The 21,634-nt window shown below is 55.3% G+C and carries 21 protein-coding genes, 3 tRNA genes and 1 pseudogene; 18 read left to right on the top strand and 7 right to left on the bottom strand.

All coding sequences use genetic code 11. The features are described 5' to 3' along the window. Positions 1-29: 29 nt before the first annotated feature. Positions 30-899 (bottom strand): lipase family alpha/beta hydrolase, encoded by an 870-nt coding sequence (locus BMY54_RS08770; protein WP_093431680.1) that lies wholly within the window; start codon positions 897-899, stop codon positions 30-32. Between the two features lie 335 nt (positions 900-1,234). Between BMY54_RS08770 and BMY54_RS08775 the strand changes: the two genes are divergently transcribed. After that, positions 1,235-2,314: a hypothetical protein gene (locus tag BMY54_RS08775; RefSeq protein WP_093430977.1), complete on the top strand. Its 1,080-nt coding sequence runs from the start codon at positions 1,235-1,237 to the stop codon at positions 2,312-2,314. A gap of 54 nt (positions 2,315-2,368) precedes the next feature. Here the strand turns inward: BMY54_RS08775 and BMY54_RS08780 are convergent, their stop codons facing one another. After that, positions 2,369-3,445, bottom strand: a complete 1,077-nt coding sequence (locus BMY54_RS08780) for a 3-deoxy-7-phosphoheptulonate synthase (protein ID WP_093430980.1) — start codon at positions 3,443-3,445, stop codon at positions 2,369-2,371. A gap of 733 nt (positions 3,446-4,178) precedes the next feature. Between BMY54_RS08780 and BMY54_RS08785 the strand changes: the two genes are divergently transcribed. The 6 genes from BMY54_RS08785 (at position 4,179) to BMY54_RS08810 (ending at position 8,067) form a co-directional block, all read left to right on the top strand. After that, positions 4,179-4,622, top strand: a complete 444-nt coding sequence (locus tag BMY54_RS08785) for a GNAT family N-acetyltransferase (RefSeq protein ID WP_093430983.1) — start codon at positions 4,179-4,181, stop codon at positions 4,620-4,622. 127 nt (positions 4,623-4,749) lie between these two features. Continuing rightward, positions 4,750-5,391: a response regulator transcription factor GacA gene (uvrY, locus tag BMY54_RS08790; RefSeq protein ID WP_016984198.1), complete on the top strand. Its 642-nt coding sequence runs from the start codon at positions 4,750-4,752 to the stop codon at positions 5,389-5,391. Between the two features lie 2 nt (positions 5,392-5,393). Beyond that, positions 5,394-7,217 (top strand): excinuclease ABC subunit UvrC, encoded by a 1,824-nt coding sequence (uvrC, locus tag BMY54_RS08795; protein ID WP_093430986.1) that lies wholly within the window; start codon positions 5,394-5,396, stop codon positions 7,215-7,217. Between the two features lie 32 nt (positions 7,218-7,249). Beyond that, complete coding sequence (pgsA, locus tag BMY54_RS08800; RefSeq protein ID WP_007950102.1) at positions 7,250-7,810, top strand: CDP-diacylglycerol--glycerol-3-phosphate 3-phosphatidyltransferase; 561 nt, start codon at positions 7,250-7,252, stop codon at positions 7,808-7,810. A gap of 60 nt (positions 7,811-7,870) precedes the next feature. After that, positions 7,871-7,946: transfer RNA gene (locus BMY54_RS08805), tRNA-Gly, on the top strand. Between the two features lie 47 nt (positions 7,947-7,993). Then, a tRNA-Cys gene (locus tag BMY54_RS08810) sits at positions 7,994-8,067 on the top strand. Between the two features lie 684 nt (positions 8,068-8,751). Here BMY54_RS08810 and BMY54_RS08820 read toward each other — a convergent pair. Beyond that, a complete protein-coding gene (locus tag BMY54_RS08820; RefSeq protein ID WP_371914431.1) occupies positions 8,752-9,405 on the bottom strand; it encodes a tyrosine-type recombinase/integrase in 654 nt (217 codons plus the stop codon). A 33-nt stretch (positions 9,406-9,438) separates the two neighbouring features. Here BMY54_RS08820 and BMY54_RS08825 point away from each other — a divergent pair, with 33 nt between their 5' ends. From BMY54_RS08825 to BMY54_RS08855, 7 genes are all read left to right on the top strand, one after another. Further along, positions 9,439-10,497, top strand: a complete 1,059-nt coding sequence (locus BMY54_RS08825) for a hypothetical protein (RefSeq protein ID WP_093430997.1) — start codon at positions 9,439-9,441, stop codon at positions 10,495-10,497. Between the two features lie 9 nt (positions 10,498-10,506). Beyond that, entirely contained in the window at positions 10,507-11,352 is an 846-nt protein-coding gene (locus BMY54_RS08830) for a phage tail protein (RefSeq protein WP_093431001.1), read from the top strand. Further along, entirely contained in the window at positions 11,327-11,533 is a 207-nt protein-coding gene (locus BMY54_RS08835; RefSeq protein WP_093431004.1) for a tail protein X, read from the top strand. Before BMY54_RS08830 ends, BMY54_RS08835 begins: the two co-directional genes overlap by 26 nt. 87 nt (positions 11,534-11,620) lie before the next feature. Next, positions 11,621-11,941 (top strand): hypothetical protein, encoded by a 321-nt coding sequence (locus BMY54_RS08840; RefSeq protein WP_093431007.1) that lies wholly within the window; start codon positions 11,621-11,623, stop codon positions 11,939-11,941. A 73-nt stretch (positions 11,942-12,014) separates the two neighbouring features. Next, positions 12,015-13,064 carry a phage late control D family protein gene (locus BMY54_RS08845; protein WP_093431010.1) on the top strand — a complete coding sequence of 350 codons (1,050 nt, stop codon included), beginning with the start codon at positions 12,015-12,017 and terminating at the stop codon, positions 13,062-13,064. Positions 13,065-13,394: 330 nt separating this feature from the next. Beyond that, positions 13,395-13,958 (top strand): glycoside hydrolase family 19 protein, encoded by a 564-nt coding sequence (locus BMY54_RS08850; protein ID WP_093431013.1) that lies wholly within the window; start codon positions 13,395-13,397, stop codon positions 13,956-13,958. Further along, complete coding sequence (locus BMY54_RS08855) at positions 13,940-14,476, top strand: lysis system spanin subunit (RefSeq protein ID WP_093431016.1); 537 nt, start codon at positions 13,940-13,942, stop codon at positions 14,474-14,476. Before BMY54_RS08850 ends, BMY54_RS08855 begins: the two co-directional genes overlap by 19 nt. 60 nt (positions 14,477-14,536) lie before the next feature. Here BMY54_RS08855 and BMY54_RS08860 read toward each other — a convergent pair whose 3' ends face one another. Beyond that, the gene (locus tag BMY54_RS08860; protein ID WP_093431019.1) at positions 14,537-14,971 is read right to left on the bottom strand and encodes a hypothetical protein; all 435 of its coding nucleotides are present in this window, start codon (positions 14,969-14,971) and stop codon (positions 14,537-14,539) included. Positions 14,972-15,144: 173 nt separating this feature from the next. Here BMY54_RS08860 and BMY54_RS08865 point away from each other — a divergent pair, with 173 nt between their 5' ends. The 3 genes and pseudogenes from BMY54_RS08865 to umuC all read left to right on the top strand — a co-directional run bounded on the left by BMY54_RS08865 (position 15,145) and on the right by umuC (position 18,653). Then, a complete protein-coding gene (locus BMY54_RS08865; protein ID WP_093431022.1) occupies positions 15,145-15,939 on the top strand; it encodes a DNA adenine methylase in 795 nt (264 codons plus the stop codon). A 1,018-nt stretch (positions 15,940-16,957) separates the two neighbouring features. Then, on the top strand, positions 16,958-17,383 hold the full coding sequence (locus tag BMY54_RS08870; RefSeq protein ID WP_093431025.1) for a LexA family protein: 426 nt from the start codon (positions 16,958-16,960) through the stop codon (positions 17,381-17,383). Next, a pseudogene (gene umuC, locus BMY54_RS08875) lies at positions 17,376-18,653 on the top strand (translesion error-prone DNA polymerase V subunit UmuC). The gene BMY54_RS08870 and the pseudogene umuC overlap by 8 nt, the downstream one beginning before the upstream one ends. 10 nt (positions 18,654-18,663) lie before the next feature. Here the strand turns inward: umuC and BMY54_RS08880 are convergent. Both BMY54_RS08880 and BMY54_RS08885 read right to left on the bottom strand, forming a co-directional pair. Further along, complete coding sequence (locus BMY54_RS08880; protein ID WP_093431028.1) at positions 18,664-19,698, bottom strand: DUF4238 domain-containing protein; 1,035 nt, start codon at positions 19,696-19,698, stop codon at positions 18,664-18,666. A 93-nt stretch (positions 19,699-19,791) separates the two neighbouring features. Continuing rightward, positions 19,792-20,298: a hypothetical protein gene (locus tag BMY54_RS08885; protein ID WP_093431031.1), complete on the bottom strand. Its 507-nt coding sequence runs from the start codon at positions 20,296-20,298 to the stop codon at positions 19,792-19,794. Between the two features lie 629 nt (positions 20,299-20,927). Between BMY54_RS08885 and BMY54_RS08890 the strand changes: the two genes are divergently transcribed. Further along, positions 20,928-21,014: transfer RNA gene (locus BMY54_RS08890), tRNA-Leu, on the top strand. 423 nt (positions 21,015-21,437) lie between these two features. On the opposite strand, the gene BMY54_RS30575 is transcribed toward BMY54_RS08890, so the two are convergent. Further along, on the bottom strand, positions 21,438-21,599 hold the full coding sequence (locus BMY54_RS30575) for a hypothetical protein (RefSeq protein WP_175559572.1): 162 nt from the start codon (positions 21,597-21,599) through the stop codon (positions 21,438-21,440). Positions 21,600-21,634 lie beyond the last annotated feature (35 nt).

Genomic DNA, 21,634 nt, shown 5'->3' on the forward strand with positions numbered 1-21,634 from the left:
AAGTTCCGTTCGATTGTCCGTGGCCTTGATCAGAGATTCGCGGCTCGCAAACGTTCAGCATGTTCGACGTACAGCTCAATCGGGTCGGGCAGTGCGGTTGCCGTGCTGGCCGTGCGGCGCAGGCTGCCCAGATGGTCCAGCGGGTAGTCGGAGCGGATCACTTGCCCCAAGTGAGAACTGAAGCGGCCAACGAAGCCGTCATTCTGCTGCGTTTCGGTCATGAAGTACTGCGATAACGCGTGGCAAATGCTTTGGGTTGGATCGAGTGTCGACGGGCTGTTGGCCGGCAGGACGCCGCTCCATGAGTAATAGCGTACGCCGTTGACCTGTTCCGGGCCTTGTCCGCCCCAAGTGCTGGGCAATCCCTGCGGAAACTTGTCGTTGAACTCGCCTACGCCTTCGGTCGTCAGTGCATTGAGCGCCGCCAGTGCGTTCTGCGGCAAGGTGGCACTGCCACTGAGCAACGATAGAAAATCGGCAAATAGCGTCGCTATATTTTGCGCGACGACCTCCGGCAGTCGCCCGGGTATCAGGGCCTTACGCAGAAAGTCGGCCAGTTCCGAACCGTGATTCGGGCCGCTGACGGAGGTTACGGAAGCGACGGCGTGTGGCGCGAGCGCCGCAGCGTATCGAGCAGCCAGTGCTCCCTGACTGTGTCCTTTGAGGTTGACTTTGTCTGCACCTGTGCCTCGCAAGACACGATCAATCTGTGCAAGTAATTGTTCACCCCTGGTTTCGTTTTTATGGGTGGCAGAAAGGTGCGGAACAAACACTCGGCTGCCGGCCGTTTTCAGAGCGTCCTTTACGTCATGGAACAGCTCGAAGTGACCGATGCGCTCGAATCCGAACAGGCCATGTACCAACAGGACGGGATAGCGAGTTGAAGCATTCCGTTGCATGTTCTTACCTTTTTCGCAGAAGTTCATCGGGGAATCCGGAGGCCACTCTAAAACACTCATCCCGTTGAAGAAGTAAGAAGGGGCTTCTCTTGGCCGTTGAATCTGGACTAGTGGCTGTACGAATTTTCAGATACTTATGAAATCCGAATCGGAAGTTGAGGACATCTTTCGCTCGGTTGATGGCGTTTTTGCGTAGTTTGCCTACCCGGTGGGAGGCCTTTGCCGGATGTTCGCGGCGGCTGAGGCTGACATCGAAAGTGTGCGCAATAGCGTTCAATGTTGGCTGTCGACGCCGCCCATGAAAGCGGCGTTCTTTCCAAGGAATGGAGCCACTAATGCACACGCACGAAGTCGAGTTTTGCTACCGGATGCGCCACCCCGCCAGCCCCTGTGTTTCGAACGAACTGCTGCCAGCGGCAACCGTTGATAGTCTGAAGGGGGCGGTGCTTGATCCATCGCTGGGCAAGGTCGTTGTCCGTATTGCTCCTTATGCAAACATGAGCTGCGGCGATCAGTTGCTCTTGAGTTGGGACGGTCTGGACATAGAGGGCTTTGCTTATCAGCATGAAATGGTTCGCTATATCAGCGAAGCCCAGGTCGGCAAAGACATCGTTTTCGTGATCAAAGGCCTGCACATTGCTGCACTGGATGGCGGTTCGCTGGCGGTCTACTGGAAACTGCTCAGTGCGCGCTCGGTTGAGCCGGCGGTGTCTGCCCGTGTGCATTTGTCCGTGGGGGATGTCCGGCCACAGTTGCTTGCGCCGATTGTCGAGGGGGCGATCGGAGGGGCGCTGGATCCGGCGCGGGTGCCGGACGGCACGCTTATCGTGCTCCAGCCTTATGCCCGAATGGCGGCGGGGGATCGAGTCACGTTGCTGTGGGGCGCTGACGCATTGTCCGCAACGTTCAGCGACAGCTTGAAGGTCGAAACCTTTGCTGTCGCAGACGTACTGTCATTCTGGGTTGAAGGGGCGCACATCGCTGCTCATCTCGGCGGCGAGGTGGTGGTGCGCTATCAGGTCGAGCAGGCGGGCGGAGTCATTCGCGAGTCCGAGGCGGCAAGAATTCTCGTTACCCCGTTCCTGCGGGGAGAGCTTGAGGCTCCCGATGTACTTGAAGCTGAAGACGGCGTGCTGTTGAAAGAGGACTCCGTCGATGGCGTCACCATCGTGATCGGTAATGCCCGGACGCAGGAAGGCGAGTTGGTCTATCTCAAGTGCGACGGGGAACTGTTCAATCATCGGGATGACCGTGAAATCACTCGGGAGACGGCGGGGAAGCCGCTGATCTTCATTGTGCCGCACCGATTCTGGCGTGAGCACCATGGCACGACCGTGCGGGTGGCCTACACGGTTGAACGTCTGGACGATGTCAGTCAGACGTCTGCGGCCACACAGGTGCGAGTGGAGGGGTAACGCGGCGTGACCAGCCCTGCGGTTTGCAATAAATCCGCGGGGCTGGCCGGATAATCAGCCGTTTGTCTGTGTACTGAGGCGTTGAGAGGCGTCCTGCAGCAAACGCTCCGTTGCGCTGAAACCGAGGCAGCCATCGGTAATCGAAACCCCGTAACGCAGGGATTCGCTCAGCGGCTGGCAGCCCTCGAACAGGTGAGACTCGATCATCATGCCGATCAGAGAACGGTCACCTTGCAGGCGTTGCTCAAGCACTTCGTTGAAGACGCCAGGCTGGCGTAGCGGGTCCTTGCCACTGTTGGCGTGGCTGCAATCGACCATGATCCGGCTCGGAATCTTCAGGCGATCCAGGTCGGCATGGATTTTGGCCACACTCTCGCGACCATGGTTCGGCCCTTTATGGCCGCCGCGCAGAACCAGGTGGGTGTCGGGGTTGCCTGGCGTTTGAATGATGGCTGGATGGCCCTGACTATCGACGCCGAAATGCCGGTGCGGATGGGCTGCCGAACGCATGGCGTCAACTGCAATGGCGGCACCGCCGTCGGTGCCGTTCTTGAAGCCGACGGGCATGCCCAATCCGCTGGCCATCTCCCGATGGATCTGCGATTCAGTGGTACGCGCGCCAATGGCCACCCAGCTCAACAGATCATCGAAGTAACCGGCAGCCATGGGTTGCAGCAGCTCGGTGGCCACCGGCAGGCCGAGGCGGATCATTTCCAGCATCAGCTCACGCGAAAGCGTAAGGCCGCCAGCCATGTCATCACTGCCATCCAGATGCGGGTCGTAGGCCAGACCTTTCCAGCCGACCGTGGTGCGCGGTTTTTCGACATAGGCTCGCATCACCAACAGCATTTCGCCGCTGACTTCCTCAGCCAGTCGAGCGAGCTTGCCAGCGTATTCGAGTGCGGATTGCGGATCATGGATAGAGCAGGGCCCGACGATGACCAGCAGGCGCTGATCCTGACCGTTGAGAATGGCGCGAACCGCCTGACGGTGGGCGGTGACTTGCTGACTCAAGGCATTGCTCAGGGGCAATTGCTGTTTGAGTTGCAACGAGCTGGGCAGACGCAGAGTCAATGCTTCGTTGGCAGGATTCAGAGTGGACAGCGGCAGAGCAGAAACGGACGAGTTCATATTCGGTCTTCCTGGGCTGGCGGCGGGTTCTCCCGCTCGCTCGGCCCTACTGGGGTGTTCGACAATTGGCCGTATTGGCTACGTGTGTGTGCTTGCCACCTGTAGGTGACCGATCGGAGGCGGCAGGCTGTCCCGAGCGGAAGCTGGTAAATCGCCAGGCGTTAAAGCTGTCGTAACGGTAATAAGTGGCGTAGTTCATTTCGTGAATCCTCAAAGTGTCTGGTGTGTTGCTGAAAAGTTTGGGGCTGAAAAAACAAAACCCCCGGTCGGGAGGCCGACCGGGGGTTGAGAATTCTCTGGTAGGCGACCCGTTGTTATGGGCGCCGTTTGGGTATCAGGCGCGCCAGTGGCTAAACCAATACCCAAAATAAAAGCTGACCGGAGCGCAAACGTCATTCACCCGGGCAGCCGCAACCGAGCGCAAGGCGCTGGCGGTACGAAGCTGTAAGAGGGCGTTGAACATGGTCTGTCTCCAATGAATGGGCCGAGCTTACTAGAGGGCGATACGCCTCAGCAATCAGAAATTGCTATCGCGTAATCAACAAAACATCTATTGCTAGCGTCGCGCTGGAGTTGTGACATTCTGCACTTCGCTTGATGACCAAGGATGAACCGTGTCGACACAAAACATTGCTGCTGCTCAGTCTCTGCTCATTGCCGATGATCTGTTGGTCAAGGCCGAGCGCGTCGTGGGTGCGTGGCTGGGGCGAATTGTTCCTGCTGTGCAAGCCTGATGACATTCCACTTACGATTGGCGGTTCCAGAAGATCTGGCGTTTGCCCGTGATCTTACCTGTCAGAACATGCTGCGCTACTACATTCGCCATGACTTGCTATGGCAGGACGAAGCGTTCGACGTGGCATGGTTGGGGCGGCAAAACTGGCTGATAGTGAAGGGTGATGTGCCAGTGGGCTTTCTCAGTCTCAGTCGGGATATGCGCGCGCTGTATATTCGTGAACTGCAAATTGCTGAAACGTATCAGGGGCAGGGTGCTGGTTCTTGGGCGATCGATCAGGTTATCGACATGGTCCGCAAAGAAAGACGCCCGGCTCTACGCCTGACCGTATTTGAAAATAATCCGGCGAGAAACTTGTATGAGAGAAAAGGACTACAGGTTCAGGGCGCGGACGAGTGTTTTCTGCGAATGCAGCTTGATATCAGTACACATGTGCTCTGAAACCCACGGCCGGCAAGCCTTCAATGATGAATTGAAACTTTTTAAATGACGCTTTCCGCTAGGTCTGCGTGGCACTTTTTGCTAAGGTGTCCGGCATCCCAATATGACCATATCGCGAGGTGTCTGCTTGATTAGGGTGCTAGTGGTCGATGACCATGATCTCGTTCGTACAGGCATTACACGTATGCTGGCCGATATCGATGGCTTGCAGGTGGTTGGCCAGGCCGAATCCGGGGAAGAGTCCCTGATCAAGGCCCGAGAGTTGAAGCCCGATGTGGTGCTGATGGACGTCAAGATGCCTGGCATCGGCGGCCTGGAAGCCACGCGCAAACTGTTGCGCAGTCATCCGGATATCAAGGTGGTCGCGGTCACGGTGTGTGAGGAGGATCCTTTCCCGACACGCTTGTTGCAGGCCGGTGCTGCGGGTTATCTGACCAAGGGCGCGGGTTTGCCGGAAATGGTCCAGGCGATTCGCCTGGTATTTGCCGGCCAACGCTATATCAGTCCGCAGATTGCCCAGCAATTGGCGATCAAATCCTTCCAGCCCTCCAACGACTCTCCCTTCGATGCCTTGTCCGAGCGCGAAATTCAGATCGCCTTGATGATTGTCGGCTGTCAGAAGGTTCAGATCATTTCCGACAAATTGTGCCTGTCGCCGAAAACCGTGAACACCTACCGCTATCGTATTTTCGAGAAGCTTTCGATCAGCAGCGATGTCGAGTTGACCCTGTTGGCGGTTCGTCACGGCATGGTTGATGCCAGCCTCTGACCATGACTGAAACATTCGATTCCGGCGCGTTTCTGTCGACAGTCAGCGGGCGCCCAGGCGTCTATCGCATGTTCGACAGCGATGCACGCCTGTTGTACGTGGGCAAGGCCAAGAACCTGAAAAAACGCCTGGCCAGCTACTTTCGCAAAACCGGCCTGGCGCCGAAGACTGCCGCGTTGGTGGGGCGCATTGCGCAGGTCGAAACGACCATCACCGCCAACGAAACCGAAGCGCTGCTGCTTGAGCAGACGCTGATCAAGGAGTGGCGACCGCCGTACAATATCCTGCTGCGCGACGACAAATCCTATCCCTATGTGTTTCTGTCCGACGGCCAGTTTCCGCGCCTGAGCATTCATCGCGGGGCCAAAAAGGCCAAGGGCAAGTACTTCGGTCCCTATCCGAGTGCCGGCGCCATACGTGAAAGCCTGAGTCTGCTGCAAAAGACCTTCTTCGTTCGGCAGTGTGAAGACAGCTACTACAAGAACCGTACCCGTCCATGTCTGCAGTATCAGATCAAGCGCTGCAAGGCGCCTTGCGTGGGGCTGGTCGAGCCTGACGTGTATGCCGAAGACGTGCGCCACTCGGTCATGTTTCTTGAGGGGCGCAGTCACGCGCTGACCAACGAGCTGTCCACGGCGATGGAGGAGGCGGCGATCAACCTGGAGTTCGAACGAGCCGCCGAGTTGCGTGACCAGATCGCGCTGCTGCGCAGGGTTCAGGATCAACAAAGCATGGAAGGCGGCACAGGGGACATCGATGTCATCGCGGCATTCGTTAACCCGGGTGGCGCCTGCGTGCACCTGATCAGTGTGCGTGGCGGGCGCGTGTTGGGGAGCAAGAATTTCTTTCCGCAAGTCGGCATCGAGGAGGACGTGTCGGAAGTCATGGCCGCGTTTCTTGGCCAGTATTTCATCAGCAGCCCTGAGCGCGATTTGCCGAGCGAACTGATCGTCAACGTGGTGCATGAAGATTTTCCAACGTTGATCGAAGCGATCCATGAGTTGCGTGGTCGCGAGCTTGCCATCAGTCACCGGGTGCGCGGTACGCGGGCACGCTGGCAGCAACTGGCCGTCACCAACGCCGAGCAGGCGTTGGGCGCACGCCTGGCCAACCGCCAACACACCGCCGCGCGCTTTGAAGCCTTGGCCGAAGTGTTGAATCTCGATGAACCGCCGCAGCGCCTGGAATGCTACGACATCAGCCATTCCAGCGGTGAGGCGACGGTTGCTTCCTGTGTGGTCTTTGGCCCGGAAGGCGCGATCAAGTCGGACTACCGGCGCTATAACATCGAAGGGGTCACGGCGGGTGACGACTATGCCGCCATGCATCAGGCCTTGACGCGACGCTTCAGCAAACTCAAGGAAGGCGAGGGCAAGTTGCCAGACATCTTGCTGGTGGACGGTGGCAAGGGCCAGCTGTCGATGGCTCGCGATGTTCTCAACGAGTTGGCCGTACCAGATCTGATTCTGCTCGGTGTTGCCAAAGGCGCTACTCGCAAGGCGGGCTTCGAAACGTTGTATCTGAATGATGCGGCGCATGAGTTCACCTTGCGTGGCGACTCGCCGGCGCTGCACTTGATTCAACAGATTCGCGATGAGGCGCACCGCTTCGCGATTACCGGACACCGCGCACGCCGAGGCAAAACCCGCCGTACGTCAACGCTGGAAGGCGTTGCCGGCGTTGGGCCGACCCGACGTCGCGACTTGTTGAAACATTTTGGTGGATTGCAGGAGCTGACTCGTGCAAGCATCGAAGAGATCGCCAAAGCCCCGGGGATCAGTAAAAAGCTCGCAGAGTCGATTTATGCGAACCTGCATAGCGAGTAGAATGCCCCTTCACCTCGTAGCCAGTTGTGCCGATGAATATCCCTAATCTGATTACCGTTCTACGCGTCCTGCTCATTCCGATCTTCATTTTGCTGTTCTATCTGCCTTATCAGTGGAGTTACATGGCCTCCGCCTCGGTGTTTGCCTTTGCGGCAGCGACGGATTGGCTGGACGGTTATCTGGCTCGCCGTCTGGAGCAAAGCACTCCGTTCGGGGCGTTTCTCGATCCGGTAGCCGACAAGCTCATGGTTGCGGTGGCACTGGTGCTGCTCGTTCAAGAACACGGCAATCTCTGGCTCACTCTGCCGGCTGCTGTCATCATCGGTCGCGAGATCGTGGTATCGGCCTTGCGCGAATGGATGGCCGAACTCGGCGCCCGTGCCCACGTAGCCGTTTCAAATCTGGGCAAGTGGAAAACCGCGGCGCAGATGCTTGCGCTGGTCATTCTGTTGGCCAACCCGAAGGACTTCAGTTTCTGGGTTATCTTGGGTTATGCCTTGCTGATGGTCTCTGCCGGCCTGACCTTGTGGTCGATGGTGCAGTACCTGCGCGCCGCCTGGCCGCACCTGAAGACTGATGTTGAAAAGAAATAAAACTTTTTTGAATCAAGGGGTTGACGGAGCTTCTTAATTCTATAGAATGCGCATCACCAAGCGGGAATAGCTCAGTTGGTAGAGCACGACCTTGCCAAGGTCGGGGTCGCGAGTTCGAGTCTCGTTTCCCGCTCCAAGTTTGTACAGTGTTTGTTGTTGTGCTACTGACAGCAGATACTTTGAGGCCGAGTAGCAAAATGGTTATGCAGTGGATTGCAAATCCACCTACGCCGGTTCGATTCCGACCTCGGCCTCCACTATTAAAAACCCCGTAGATCAGTGATCTACGGGGTTTTTTTATACCTGACAGAAAGACGGATGTTCCGCAATCTATGCTGGGTGTTCCGCAAAGGTAAATTTCAACCACCTAATCGCAACGAAAACTTCAGTAGTTTGAGGTACCGTATCCTCAATCTTTGAGGTTGATGGTTATGGAAGAATTTATGGCGGCAAACATCGGTGACAAATTAAATTTAGTGGGATTTTTTTTACGATATGTGGAATATTCGCCTCGCTTGCGGGGGCAATTTTGATGTTTGTAGGATCCGGTATAACCGGTGACAGTGTTTGGGACAGTATTCGGAAGGCTCGAGGAGAGGCGGAGCAGGCTTCGCTTGTAGTGCCAGAGCAGTGGACTGAGTTTGTCGAGTTCGACCTGTCAAGCAGGGTCCCGCCTGGAGGCATCGCAAGCGAAGTAATGCTAGCGTACAAAATGCACTCACCTGATACTCGTATTCCTTTGCTGATGACGGTTGCATCATCGAATACGATTGGTGTTTTGGCCCATGGATCAGGGGGGCAAGGCGAGCTCAATTTGGCTATTGATAATCCACTGGTTTATGTCTCCGTCGCCCACCCGTCCATCAAGTGGGACCTCGTTGTTTCTGGGTATCGCTTTAATAGATAACACGGTGATGCCCATTTTACGTGGTTGGCCTAAGTCATTTTGTCGGTTTCACAATTTCTCCTACTCTTCGATAAACCTTCCTTGTCATCTCCTCAGACGAGTGGCCGAGCAGGCGGCTTGCTTCCTTAATGTCCTCGATTTCGCTGCCGGCCTTCGGTCGGATGTCTCTGAGCTGAAACTTCCTGATCGTGCTGGCCAGCTCTGTATCGCCCTCAGCCGATGCTTTAGTAGCAGCCTTTTCCCGGGCTTCGTCCCATCGGTTGCGCAGCATGTTGTAGCTCATGCGTAAACCAGCCTGGTTGGTTATCAAGATCGAGGTTCTGGTGCCAGCCTGTACGCGGCGATCGAGCAGACCATTGATGAAGATGCAAAGGTCGGTCTCTTTGTTGCCGTCGTACAGGCGGATGCGCAAGCGCTTCTCCGTCTTTCCTTGGCCGACCATCAGGAAACCGCTGTTGATATCGGTAGCCGATGCCTTGAGTACATCAGCCGGACGCTGCCCTGTCAGATATGCCAGATCCATCGCGTCTTTCAATTCTTGTGGGGCCTGGCCGTATACCGAGTTCCAAACGATATCGCCGGCGTAATAGTCTCGAGGCGTTTCCTTGTTGCGTCGCAGACCGAAGCAAGGATTAGCTTTATCGGTCAGTCCCCATTCGCGGGCAAAGGTGAACATGGTTGAAAGCAATGCTATCTCCCGGTTGGCGCGCACCTTGACGGCATGAACAATGTCAGCCGCAAGCTGGCAGGGTTCGCCGATGAGTTCCCGCGAGTCACGACCGGTATCGGCTCCGCCGTCGCCGGCTTGATTGCGCTCAAGGGGGCCGTCAGCGCTTTCAAGGTCGGCAAGGGTTTGATGAACATCGGACGCGGCACTCTGATGGGCAACCCGAACATCCCGCAAAAAGTCATCGTTACCAACTTGCCGCCCGGTAGCGCTGGACTGGATGGCGTTGGCCTTGATGACGACGGCAATGGCAAGAAGGGCAAAGGTGGAAAGGGGGGCGGACGAGGCGGTGGTGGCCGTGGCGCCAAGATCGGTAGCGGCATGAAAGGCCCGGCGATTCTCGCCGTTGCCCAGGCGGGCTATCAGGCTTACGACACCTATCAGAATGCTGAAACACAGGACGAAAAAGCCGAGGGTTACGGCCAAGCCGCCGGTGGCCTGGCGGGCACGCTGGCCGGTGCCGCTGCGGGCGCCGCCATCGGAACAGCTGTGCCGATCATTGGCAACATCGTCGGTGGCCTGATCGGTGGTTACCTCGGTTATATGGGCGGCGATGCCTTGGGTGGATCGCTTGGCAAGTCGCTGTTCGGCGCGGACGAGACCTTAAAGAAGGTACCCGATGCCGGGCCACTGATGATGGCCAACGCTGGGCAGCACCTGCCGCCGGTGATGGGCAACATCGCCCGATCATTTGCGCCCGGCGCTGCGAGTCCGGTTGCCCCAAGTGCATCAACGCCCTCGGCCGTGCAGAGCCTGTTGCCGGAGCGCGCCGCCGATGCGGCTGCGATGGGAGATGTGACACGCTCCCTGAGCGAACCCGCACCGCCGAGCGTACCGGCACTGCTGGCTCCTCCGCCTGCAGCGATCAAGGTCGAGCCTCCAAAGATCGAGCAGCGCATCGAGATCTCGGCGCCGCTGCACATCACCGTGCAAGGCGATGCGAAGGACCCGGCGCAAATGGCCCGCGAGCTGCGGCCCTTTATCGAGCAGCAGATGCAGCAGGCCACGCAGCAACTGCAGAACCGCAAGCTGTATAACGAACCACATGTGTAAGGAGGATCGATGGCTTACATGGAACAGCTGCAGTCCGGTTTGAAAAATCTGGCGGCAGCGGGGGAGACCGGACGCCGTAGCCTCGACGGTATGATGGGACCGGTCAACGGTGCCATCAGCGAGATCAGCGGCGCGGCTTCCGAGCTGGAAGGCATTCCCATCGTTGGGCCGGCGGTTGGGGCCAAACTGCAGCGCGTGATGCGCAGCGTCAACGCGGCTCAAGCCAAGGTCGGTCAGGTCGTGGCGACCTACAACAAGGCCACTCGCGCCGTGTCGCAGATCGATGAGCGCATGGGTGAACTCAAGGAGCAGGCGGCACGTGCCTCCACCGCGATCAACAAGATCGCCGGCAAGGTCAGCCCGTCGCTGACCAACATCGTGCCGACCGGTTCGCTGGCCGGCGACGCTACGCCGTTACCGGAAGCGGTCCAGCCATTCCCGCACTTGCTGATCGTGCAGCCGCTCGATCCCAACGCACAGCCGTACTACTTCAATCTGGACACAGCAGCCTTTGATGAGCTGCGGCGCTCGACGGAGTTTCGCTGGGCGTCGCAGGAACGCCTGACCCGCCGGCCGGCGCAACAAGCGGTGGGCATCGGCGAGGAAAAAATCATCTTGAAAGGGGCGATCTTCCCGGGCTTCAAAGGAGGCCTCAAACAACTGGATACCCTGCGCAGTCTCGGTTCCCAGCTAAAACCGCTGACACTCACCACCGGTTATGGCGACGTGCTGGGCACCTGGTGCCTGAAGAACGTTGAAGAAGAACAGACCGCGCTGCTGCAGGGCGGGATCCCGCGCAAGCAGGCATTTACTTTGGAGTTCGCGCGTTATGGCGATGACCTGCAGAACGTCTGACGGAGATCTGCTCGATACCCTCTGTTATCACGCCTATGGGCATCTGGATGGCACTGTCGAGGCGGTGCTCGATGCCAATCAGGGGCTGGCCGATGAACCGCAGCCTTACCGCGCCGGCATCGTGATTGAGCTGCCGGATCTGCCAGCGTCCACCAACGGAGGAGTAATGTTGTGGGGCTAACACGTCCTTTGATATTGCGATGGCAGTTTGCCATGGATTTCCGGTGGCGATAGACTTGTCATTTTAGGAATAGGTGAGAGCCGGTACATGGAAAAGTCGACGGAACTGAGGGAAGTTAAACGCAGTATCAAAGAGGAAATCCCTCATCGCATCATTTGGTTCATCATCTCCGCAGCAGTAATAGCTCTATTAGCCTTGATCCCAATTGTTGGGTGGATTCTGGCGTTGGTGATGGTGTTCGCGGTTTTCACCAAGATCTTCGGCTCTCGGGAGTCCTTTCTAGTTGGCAACTGCCCGACCTGTACCAAGTTGTTGCCGGTGCCTGATACTGACGTGTTTGCCTGTCCCGTCTGTAACAGTGTGATTGCTGTAGGAGATGATAGTCTGACCATCGTTAAGACCGACTGATCTGCAATGTCATGTAGCTAGCAAATTGATGAAACTAGCCCGCCTTGAGCGGGCTTTTTTATGGATGAAACAAATGACCCCAGCCTTTCGAGTCGTGGCAAATGGCGCCGACATCACCACACTGATCAATGACCGGCTACTGCAGCTGAAAACCACGGACAAGCCCGGCATGGAATCCGATGAGTTCGAACTACGCATTGATGACCGCGACAGTGCGGTGCTGCTGCCTCCGCGCGGAGCCAGCATTGAGATCTTCCTCGGTTACGTCGAAACGTCGCTGACCCGCATCGGCCGCTATGTCGTCGACGAGATTGAGCTGTCCGGTCCACCGGATACGCTCGTGATCACCGGCAAGGCCAGTGACATGCGTGGCAGCGGCAAGACCACCCGCAGTGGCAGCTGGGAAAACGTGCCACTGTCGCAGATCGTTGCCGACGTCGCCGCACGCAATGGCTGGCAACCGGTGTGTCCGGTGCAAACCAAAGTGCTTCGCGCGGATCAACTCAGCGAATCGGATTTCAATTTCATCACCCGCCTGGCCAAGCAGTACGACTGCACGGCCAAGGTCGCCGACGGCAAGCTGCTGGTGATGCCGCGCCAAGCCGGGCAGAGCGCCTCGGGCAAGAGCTTTGGCGTTGTATTGATCCAGCGGCGCGACGTGAGTCGCTTCCAGTTTCGCCTCGGTGATCGCAACACGCACAAAGCGGTATCGACCAAGCACCAAGACAAGAAAACCGGAAAGCTCGCTGTCGTCACTCTCGACAACGACGAATCACCGGACGGCTTGCCGCCTGTGCATACCGACCGCCACATCTACCCGAACAAGTCTGCAGCTGAAGAAGCAGCTAAGGCACGGCTGGCGGCTTTCAATCGGTCTACGGCCGGTGTCCGGTTGGAAATGCCAGGGCGCACCGATCTGTTCGCCGAGCGATCGATCAATGCCCAAGGCTTCAAGGTTGGCCTCGACGGCGAGTACCTGGTCGACTCGGTGGAACAGGTGTTCACACAGTCCGGCTGGAGCACGACGGTCGAGTGCAACGGTGGCAAAAAAGGCAAGGCGAAGGCCAAAGGCAAGAAGAAAAAAGTGGTGAAGGATCTGAAGGTCGTTCAGCTCAAGGAGTAGCGAAGTGTCCTTGGTCGTATTGAGATTGAACCGGGCTGGAGTAATTACATCGTGTTCGATGGCACGGAGTTTGGTTTTTCGTTAGCGTCTCTGAAACCCACCAGAAAGGTAGCTTGTGATGCTTGGAAGACTGTACCTAACCCTTTATTTCGTGCCGATGCTCGCATTTGCAGCAGCAGCGTTGCCGCCATTCGTGGAGAAGAGGAATGCTGACTTAGAATGCGCGCATGAAATGGTTCGCCATCCTACCACCTCGAAATGTACCCTTTGATCGAAAGGTCAATTAACTGAGAAGCCCGCGTAAAGCGAGCTTTTTCATTTGGAGCATTTATGCAGATAACGACCCAGCAGATTCAAACCATCATGCCCAACGCCCGCCGCCAAGCGGGCGTTTTTGTTTCCGCCCTCAACGCAGCTATGGCGCATCGACAGATCAACACACCGAAACGCCAAGCCGCTTTCTTGGCTCAAGTCGGTCACGAGTCTGGTCAACTGCAGTACGTGCGCGAGCTGGGCGGCGATCAATACCTGAGCAAATACGACACGGGTACGCTGGCCGCAAAACTGGGCAACACCCCTGCAGCGGATGGCGATGGACAACGCTATCGCGGTCGCGGACTGATCCAGGTCACCGGCCATGACAACTACCTGCGCTGCAGCCTGGCGCTGTTCGGCGATGAGCGATTGCTACGCACTCCGGAGCTGCTGGAGCTGCCGCAATGGGCTGCTGAGTCAGCCGCGTGGTTCTGGTCGGTGAATGGGTTAAATACGCTTGCGGATCAAAACGAATTCAACGCGATCACCCGAAGAATCAACGGCGGCCTGAATGGCCAGCAGGATCGGCTCGAATTGTGGGAGCGGGCGAGGGCGGTGTTATGCGTTTCGGCGACTTAATCCCAGCGCCTTACCGGCTGATGGTCAAACCGGTGCTACTGATCGCCTTGGCCGGCACATCAGCAGCAATCACTTGGCAGGTACAGGACTGGCGCTACGGTAGTCGCCTCAGCGAGCAGTCCCTGCTGCACAACGAAACCCTCAACCAACTGAATCTGGCCTCGGCCGCGCAGCAGCTTGCGGAACAGGACAAACGGCTCGCGCTCGAACAGCGCCTGGCGACCAGCGAACAAACCCATTACCGAGCCTTGAGCGATGCCCAACGTGATCAAGGTCGCCTGCGCGACCGCCTTGCCACTGCTGATCTGCGCCTGTCAGTCCTACTCAAAGCCACCGCCGATACCGGCAACGGATCGGTGTCAGCCACCACCGCCACCGGCGGCGTGGATCATGGCCCCGCAAGAGCCGAACTTGACCCGGCGCATGCTCAACGAATTGTCGCCATCACCGATGAAGGAGACCGAGGATTGATTGCGTTGCAAGCTTGTCAGGCCTATGCGAAGACTGTCTCTAAATGAGAACGAGCGATTGATGGTGCGCCATGAAACTCACCATCACTCAACGTAAATTGAATGCTTTTATTTGTTAGTGATGACCTTGCTTACCACTTTACCGTCGGAGAACGTCACAGTTAGGCCAGGGCAGGGCACATCGCTTTGACTGCAGGAATACGTTACCGCTCTCGCGGTCGTTTCTCCTGCGTTGTTCCTGTAGATATCAAATCTTTGGACATCGAGACCATACGCTGCAAAGGCCAAACACTCAGGATCTCCTACCTTCACATTGCGTTGCACTGCCTGCGCAGCTTGTTCGGCTGTGAGCTGGCGCGATTCAACGAGACGCTGAATTACCGATGGATCCTGAAAGCCTTTGTTAAATCGAAAGCTGCCGCAGTTGGCATAGGCTTCTTCGTTGGTTTTGCTTGTCCAGCCGCTGTCAAAGGCACTGGAAGGTTGATTTGAGCATGCAGCCAACGGCAACACGGTCAGCAGAACCAGCATTTTTTTAATCATGGAGGCAACGTCCTTAGTCAATTAAAGAAGCGGCCGGATCAAGTGCGTCAACACTTCATCCGGCCGCCGTACCCGCAGATTGCCCCTGCAAGTCCAGCCTAGGCTTCTGCTTCGTGCACAAAGCGCGGCGAGCCTATCACCTGTTTATCCATACAGTAAAGGTCTTGCTTTCAATGTCTACACCCATCATCCCTTGGATGGGCGGCAAACGCCGCCTGGCCGATCGCCTCATTCCGCTTTTTCCGCCACACGAATGCTACGTCGAAGTCTTTGCCGGCGGTGCCGCGCTGTACTTCATGAAGCCCCAGCCATCGCCGGTCGAAGTCCTCAATGACATCAACGGCGACTTGGTCACGCTTTACCGCGTCGTGCAGAACCACCTCGAAGAGTTCGTACGCCAATTCAAATGGGCGCTCAGTTCTCGGCAGGTGTTCGAATGGCAGAAAATGACCCGCCCCGAAACCCTCATCGACATCCAGCGCGCCGCCCGATTCTTCTACCTGCAGCACCACGCCTTTGCCGGCAAGGTCTCCGGTCAGACATTCGGCACGGCGACCACCGCACCGGCCATCAACCTGCTGCGCATCGAGGAAAACCTTTCGGCTGCGTGGCAGCGCCTGTCCGGCACCTACGTCGAAAATCTCCCATGGCTTGAATGCGCAGAACGCTATGACCGTGCCCACACCTTCCACTACATGGATCCGCCTTATTGGCAGACCGCCGGATATGGCGTGGACTTTCCATTCGAAAACTATGAGCGGATGGCCGACTTCATGCGCCGCTGCAAAGGCAAAGTGATGGTCAGTATCAACGACCATCCGGATATCCGTCGCGTGTTCAAAGGCTTCCATTTCGAGACCTTGGACATTCGCTACACCACAACCAACCAGCGACAGGGTAAGGCCGAAGTCAGTGGCGAGCTGGTGATCATGAATTGGGAGCCAGCAGCGTTGGGTGGGCTGTTCTGATCACCAGGGTGCGAACCCGGGGCATCCAATACCCCACAACTGCAACAGCTCGGTGAGTTTGATAAGAAACTCGACAGTGGCCATCAGAAGCATCAGCACATTCATTTTTTCATCTCGCAAAGAAACATGCCGCGCAGTAAGGTGCGGTGTTCGTGGGTGATGTAGGTCGTTATTTAAACTAGATGTTTAGCGCGCCCGTCGTCAATGCTTTTCGACAAATAAAAACAAAAAATTCCCAGTTTTTAGTTGGCCGTTTTGGCCAACTTTCCCAATTTGCCCACCGTGCCCAAATTGGCCGCATTGCCCAAGGCCTGCGGGTGTATGTGCCTTCGCTGAGGGAGGGCAGGAGGTGATGTGGAAGATTGGGATAAGGAGAAAATGTGTATGCGTTAGGTGTTGGGTAGGATTTATTTCATTCGAATTCATATGGCTGTTTCGTACACGAAAAGTGGAAATTACGCACAGTCATTAGTTGGTTAATAATGTGATTAATTGTTCGCGATGGAGTGGAGAGCCTTGTTCTGATTGAGTTGGCTGATTTATTCGGCTTTACACATTTAAGCTGTTTCGTACACGAAAAGTGTTTTTCATGCAGATCCTCATTTGGGGGGGCTGCTTCGTGTTCGATGATTCATAGCGCCGTGAACGCAGGGAGAGGTGGCAGCTACTGGCGACCACTCTGCTTGTGAGTCCGCCTTAATTTTTGAAGTCTGGCAAGACTGAGTTGCGGGCCATTCCTTCACGATTTTTTTTCACGCCGGTCCGAGACCTGTCCGCACCTGGTTCCGGGTGATAGATCAGATAGAGCCGGCAGGGTGCTGACTGATTTTTTTTGAAGAGGCTGGACGTTACGCAGAGCTGTGCGGCTGGGCTGTAGGGTCAGTCTAAATGTGGTTGGAGAGAAGCGGACGACACGCGCTTCGTTGTCAGCCACTCATCCGATATTTCCTACAAAAATTGACCAAGAAACTTTCAAAAAGTTAACTGTATATTCGTACAGTATCGGAAGTCGTGCGTCATGAGCTACTCAATTTTAGGTCCCATCGCCCAAGGCGGAACAAAACTGCCGCTGTGCCTGTTCCGCGTCCCGGCCGGGTTTCCATCGCCAGCAGCGGATCACATGGAGGCGCCGATCTCGCTGGATGAAGTGTTGAACATCCGCGCTCCACACGTTTACCTGGTATCGCTTACCGGTGAGAGCATGCAGGGCGCAGGGATCTACGAGGGCGACCTCGCCATTGTCGATCGCTCAATTGAGCCAGCTCACGGTCACATCGTCATTGCCCTGCTCAACAATGACCCGGTCTGCAAACGCCTCTGCCTTCGAGGCAAAGAAGTCATTCTGCTGTCCGAGAATCCCAAATATCCACCGCGATACGTGCTCGAGGGCGACGACCTATCGATCTGGGGCGTAGTCACCAGCAGCGTGCGCAGCCATGTCTAAAGCCCCACAAATATTCGGACTGATCGACTGCAACAGCTTCTACGCCAGCTGCGAACGCGTGTTCCGCCCAGACTTGGCCAAGGTGCCTATTGTGGTGCTGTCGAACAACGACGGCTGCGTCATCGCCCGCAGCTACGACGCCAAGCCGTTCGTGAAGATGGGCGAGCCGTACTTCCAGATCAAACACAAGCTGAAGCAATACGGTATCGTCCCGTTCTCCTCGAACTACGCGCTGTACGGCGACATGAGCGAACGCGCCATGACATTGATTGAGTCTATGGTGCCGGCCGTCTAGGTCTACAGCATCGACGAAGCCTTCGCTGATCTCACCGGCATCAACGACGTCGACGGTCTCGGCCGCAAGATCCGCAGCCAAGTGTTGCGCTGCACCGGCATCCCCGTCGGCGTCGGCATCGCACATACTAAAACCCTGGCAAAGCTTGCCAATCACACCGCCAAACGCCTGCAGGCGCAAACGGGCGGTGTCGTGAACATCTGTGACCCGGTCAAGTGCGACTGGGTGCTGCGTAACACGGACGTCGGCGAAGTCTGGGGAGTAGGGCGACGCATGAAACTGCACCTGGACGGTATGGGCATAAAAACCGCGATGGATCTGGCCAAAGCTGACCCGTGGACTTTGCGGAAGAACTTCAGCGTAGTGATCGAGAAAACAGCCCGGGAGTTGGCCGGCACTGCATGCCTCGAACTCGACGAGCCAGATCCGCCCAAACAAGAGATCTGCTGCAGTCGGATGTTCGGCAAGCGACTCACGGAGCTGACACCGATCAAGGAGGCCGTTGCGACTTACATGATGCGCGCGTCGGAAAAGCTGCGTGCCGAGAATTCGCTATGCAAGAGGATCCGCGTCAGCATCCGCACTGGCATGTTCAATCCTGAAGAGGCCAAGTACTCAAACGGCGTTCTGATTGAGCTGCCCTATCCAACTGATGATCTACGTCTGTTAACCAAGGCCGCAGTCAACGCTGTCGAGCGTGTATTCCGGCCGGGGTTCAAATACAGCAAGGCAGAGGTAATGCTCGTCAATCTTTGTCAGTCCGGTGAGTACACCCAGGATTTGTTCGCCGCCACTCAGTCGATTGAGGCGACGAAACTGATGGCAGTGCTGGATGAGATCAACGATAAATGGGGAAGAGGGACACTTAGGTCGGCGGGTGTACCGATCCACCCCGCTTGGGCAATGCGGCGAGAAATGATGAGTCGGAGCTATACGAGCAAGATTGACCAGTTATGGTGCGTGAAGTGCATATAGCTTTGGCTACTCAATTATACTGTAAAAGCTGTAATTCCAGTTCGGCCTCTCGTTGAAGAGTATGCCAATTCCTCCATATTTTATCTTCATTCTTGCATGCTATAGGGCAAACATGCCTCGGGCGAAGCAAATGAATGTCTCCGGCTTCTTGAGAAAATATATAACGATCGGCGTGCTCAATTATTATTTTACGAATAAGAAGGGAGGTTTTGGTGTCAAGTGTTGTTCCCCGCAGCCAAGGTCGTTTTCCAATACATGTGTATAGAAGGTGTTTTGGGCTTAAAGGTAGGATTATATCTCCATTTTTCACTCCCCACCCACCTCCAAAGTCATAGTTGCTTGCGTCTTGGAAGTTTAGTCGAATAAGTGGATTGTCTGAGGTTGGCCAGGATGTTCCCGGTGGGGCATGTAGGATAGTCCATTTGTGAGTAGGAAAGCGGCCCAAGGTTTGAGTCAGTATGTGCCTCATTTGCCAAATCCAAAGTCTCCTTCCAATGATGGTTTCTGCTCTGGCGTGGCCGCTCCCATCCGGCTGCTTAGTTATCGATATGTTGAAAAGAGATAAGATGTCATTGTCTATTGTGCACTGTGGGAGCGTCTCATTATTTCGAACCGCTTCCTCCATCTTGTTGATAGACTTTTGCATCGTCTCATTCATTAGATTCTCCAAGGTCGCATTCTGAACCTGGATGAATTTTCTCAAGCTCGCCGGAGTTCGGACATCTTGAGCAACTGCGAATCTCACTAGGCTTTTCCAATGTCTGGGAGACAAGCGTTCTTCGTTGCAGACCCGTCGGATCGCTTCTTCAGCAGGGCTTTCAAATTCGGTATCGAGCCAGCGCTCAAACTCATCCGTTTCTTCTCGTCCTGCAAGGTATGTATACAAATGTTGGTGATAAGCTATGCCCTTTAAGGACTGTGTCTTCCAATGAGGGACATTTTCGTTAGGCACTAGCAAGCGATAAGTTGGTATTTCTCCCAATTTGGCCCATTGCTTCAGGTATAGCTTTGGTACATAGTGATTGTCTTTCCGTAGCTCTTTCATATAAAGAAAGTCTCCATTTGCAGTCTGAATAATGTTACAGCTGGAGATTGAAGATTTTGTGAGCTAATTTGACATTTGTAAGGGTGGGTATAATCATTTTCCTAATCTTGCTTTTTTGGTTATGAAAATTGTTGCAGCATACCAAATAAAAGAGGCGATCAGCGAAGCTATAATGCCGATAGCAAATCCGATGATTCTCTCTCTCCAAACAGATGCGCTTGTACGCTCTTCTTGTGCTTTAAAAATTGCCTCGATCGCAGCCTTATCCATCTCTATTAGAGGTTGCAGTTTCTCCTTTTCTGATTTTAATCTCGATAGGGTGTCTTCTGTGTCCCGTAGTGATGTTTGCTGAGCTTTAACAAAATCTAGGAGTTGCTTAATGTTTTTTTCAGTACCGTTTAATTGGTTTAGCTGGGTTTGATAGTTATTATTTTCTAGTCGTTTTGACTCTAGTCTTTTCTGGTCAAAATCCTCAAGAAAAACCATAAGTGTAGCTACTGCCAAGGCTCCTATGAAAGTCGCGAGTGGAGTTAGGACTGGATTTTTGAGGTATAAATCTACCCATTGTTTAGCGAGATAATAAATAAACTGACCGTGCATGAACTTTACCCATTATTCTAGACAGAATTTGAACGAACGATAGTATTCCTAGGTCTCCAAGGTAGCAATTGGCCACGCCCAGAGCAATGTCGGCTATAAGTTTCTGAAAAGGAAAAGGGAAAAGGGAAAAGGGTGGCTTGCTATCAGTCGCCTCTGGCGTAATCCGATCGGGGGGTAAGGGGAGCAAGGCGATCGTCGTCCTGATTTGAGAGCAGGTTTGTACTGCCTAGCGAGATTCGGCAGGCATGGAGGATGCGCTAGAGCTTGAGGCAGTTCCGCAACCAGAAGGCTAGGGCCCGTGGAGCCGTTACTTCATGGTCTTAAAAATCAGTAGCTTGCGGAACGCTTTGCGTGCTAACCTGTTGATCTACTTAGCTTTGTAGCGTGGATTGCAAATCCACCTACGCCGGTTCGATTCCGACCTCGGCCTCCACTATAAATAAGCTCCGTAGATCCATGATTTACGGAGCTTTTTTATTTGCAAAGTACCGCAAGATTTAGTCTTGAAAAACGGTCATTGCAAACTTGCTTCACCGGGAAGTGATGTATATATTTCCCGCACTGTTGTTCAAGGCTGGATCCTGTCAGGATCGCGACTGGGCAGCAGAAGACAGCAGCACCGCGCTACCGCCCGAATGGCGAAACTGGTAGACGCATGGGACTTAAAATCCCCCGCTCGTAAGGGCGTGCCGGTTCGATTCCGGCTTCGGGCACCATCTTAAATCAAGGGTTTGCGGGCGAAAGCTGATGCAAGCCCTTGTTTGTTTCTGGTCCACAATCATTTGGTTGGCATTGCTGTTTGCCCTTGCGATTCCTGATGTATGGCTCGGTCATTATCACGGTCGTACACTCAAGTTGATTCCCCGCCTGCAAAATCTCACGCTGGACTCTGCCTTGTCTGTACCTGCCTTGGCGCGCAAATCTTGCCTCTGAAACTCAGCCTTAAGCCATCCGTTCCGCTGGTCGCCGTTGGGCGCGGAGGGGAATGCATTCAGGTGGTGTGCCAGCGGTTTGATACGAGGCGGTTGTCATAGCTCGCAGTTTCATCCAAATCTCTCGATTGCCCAGCGGCTAATATCTGCAAGCTGCATGGCGTTACGAAAAGATGCCCGGACGTAGCCGGGCTTTTAGGGAAGAGTTCAGCGCGAATCCGCTTCTTTCGGAGAACGAGACGAAGTTTTTTCACTTCGTCTCCGAAGCCAGCTAAAGAACGCGTGCACCGGATGCAGGAAGGCCACAAGCACGCCGATGAGCATGATGATGAAGATGGCCACAAGCGGGATGCTTTCGTGCGAGAACATGGTGGGTTACTCCTGTAGTCACTATGTCGGAACCC

Source organism: Pseudomonas sp. ok266, from assembly GCF_900110195.1.
Classification (GTDB): domain Bacteria; phylum Pseudomonadota; class Gammaproteobacteria; order Pseudomonadales; family Pseudomonadaceae; genus Aquipseudomonas; species Aquipseudomonas neuropathica.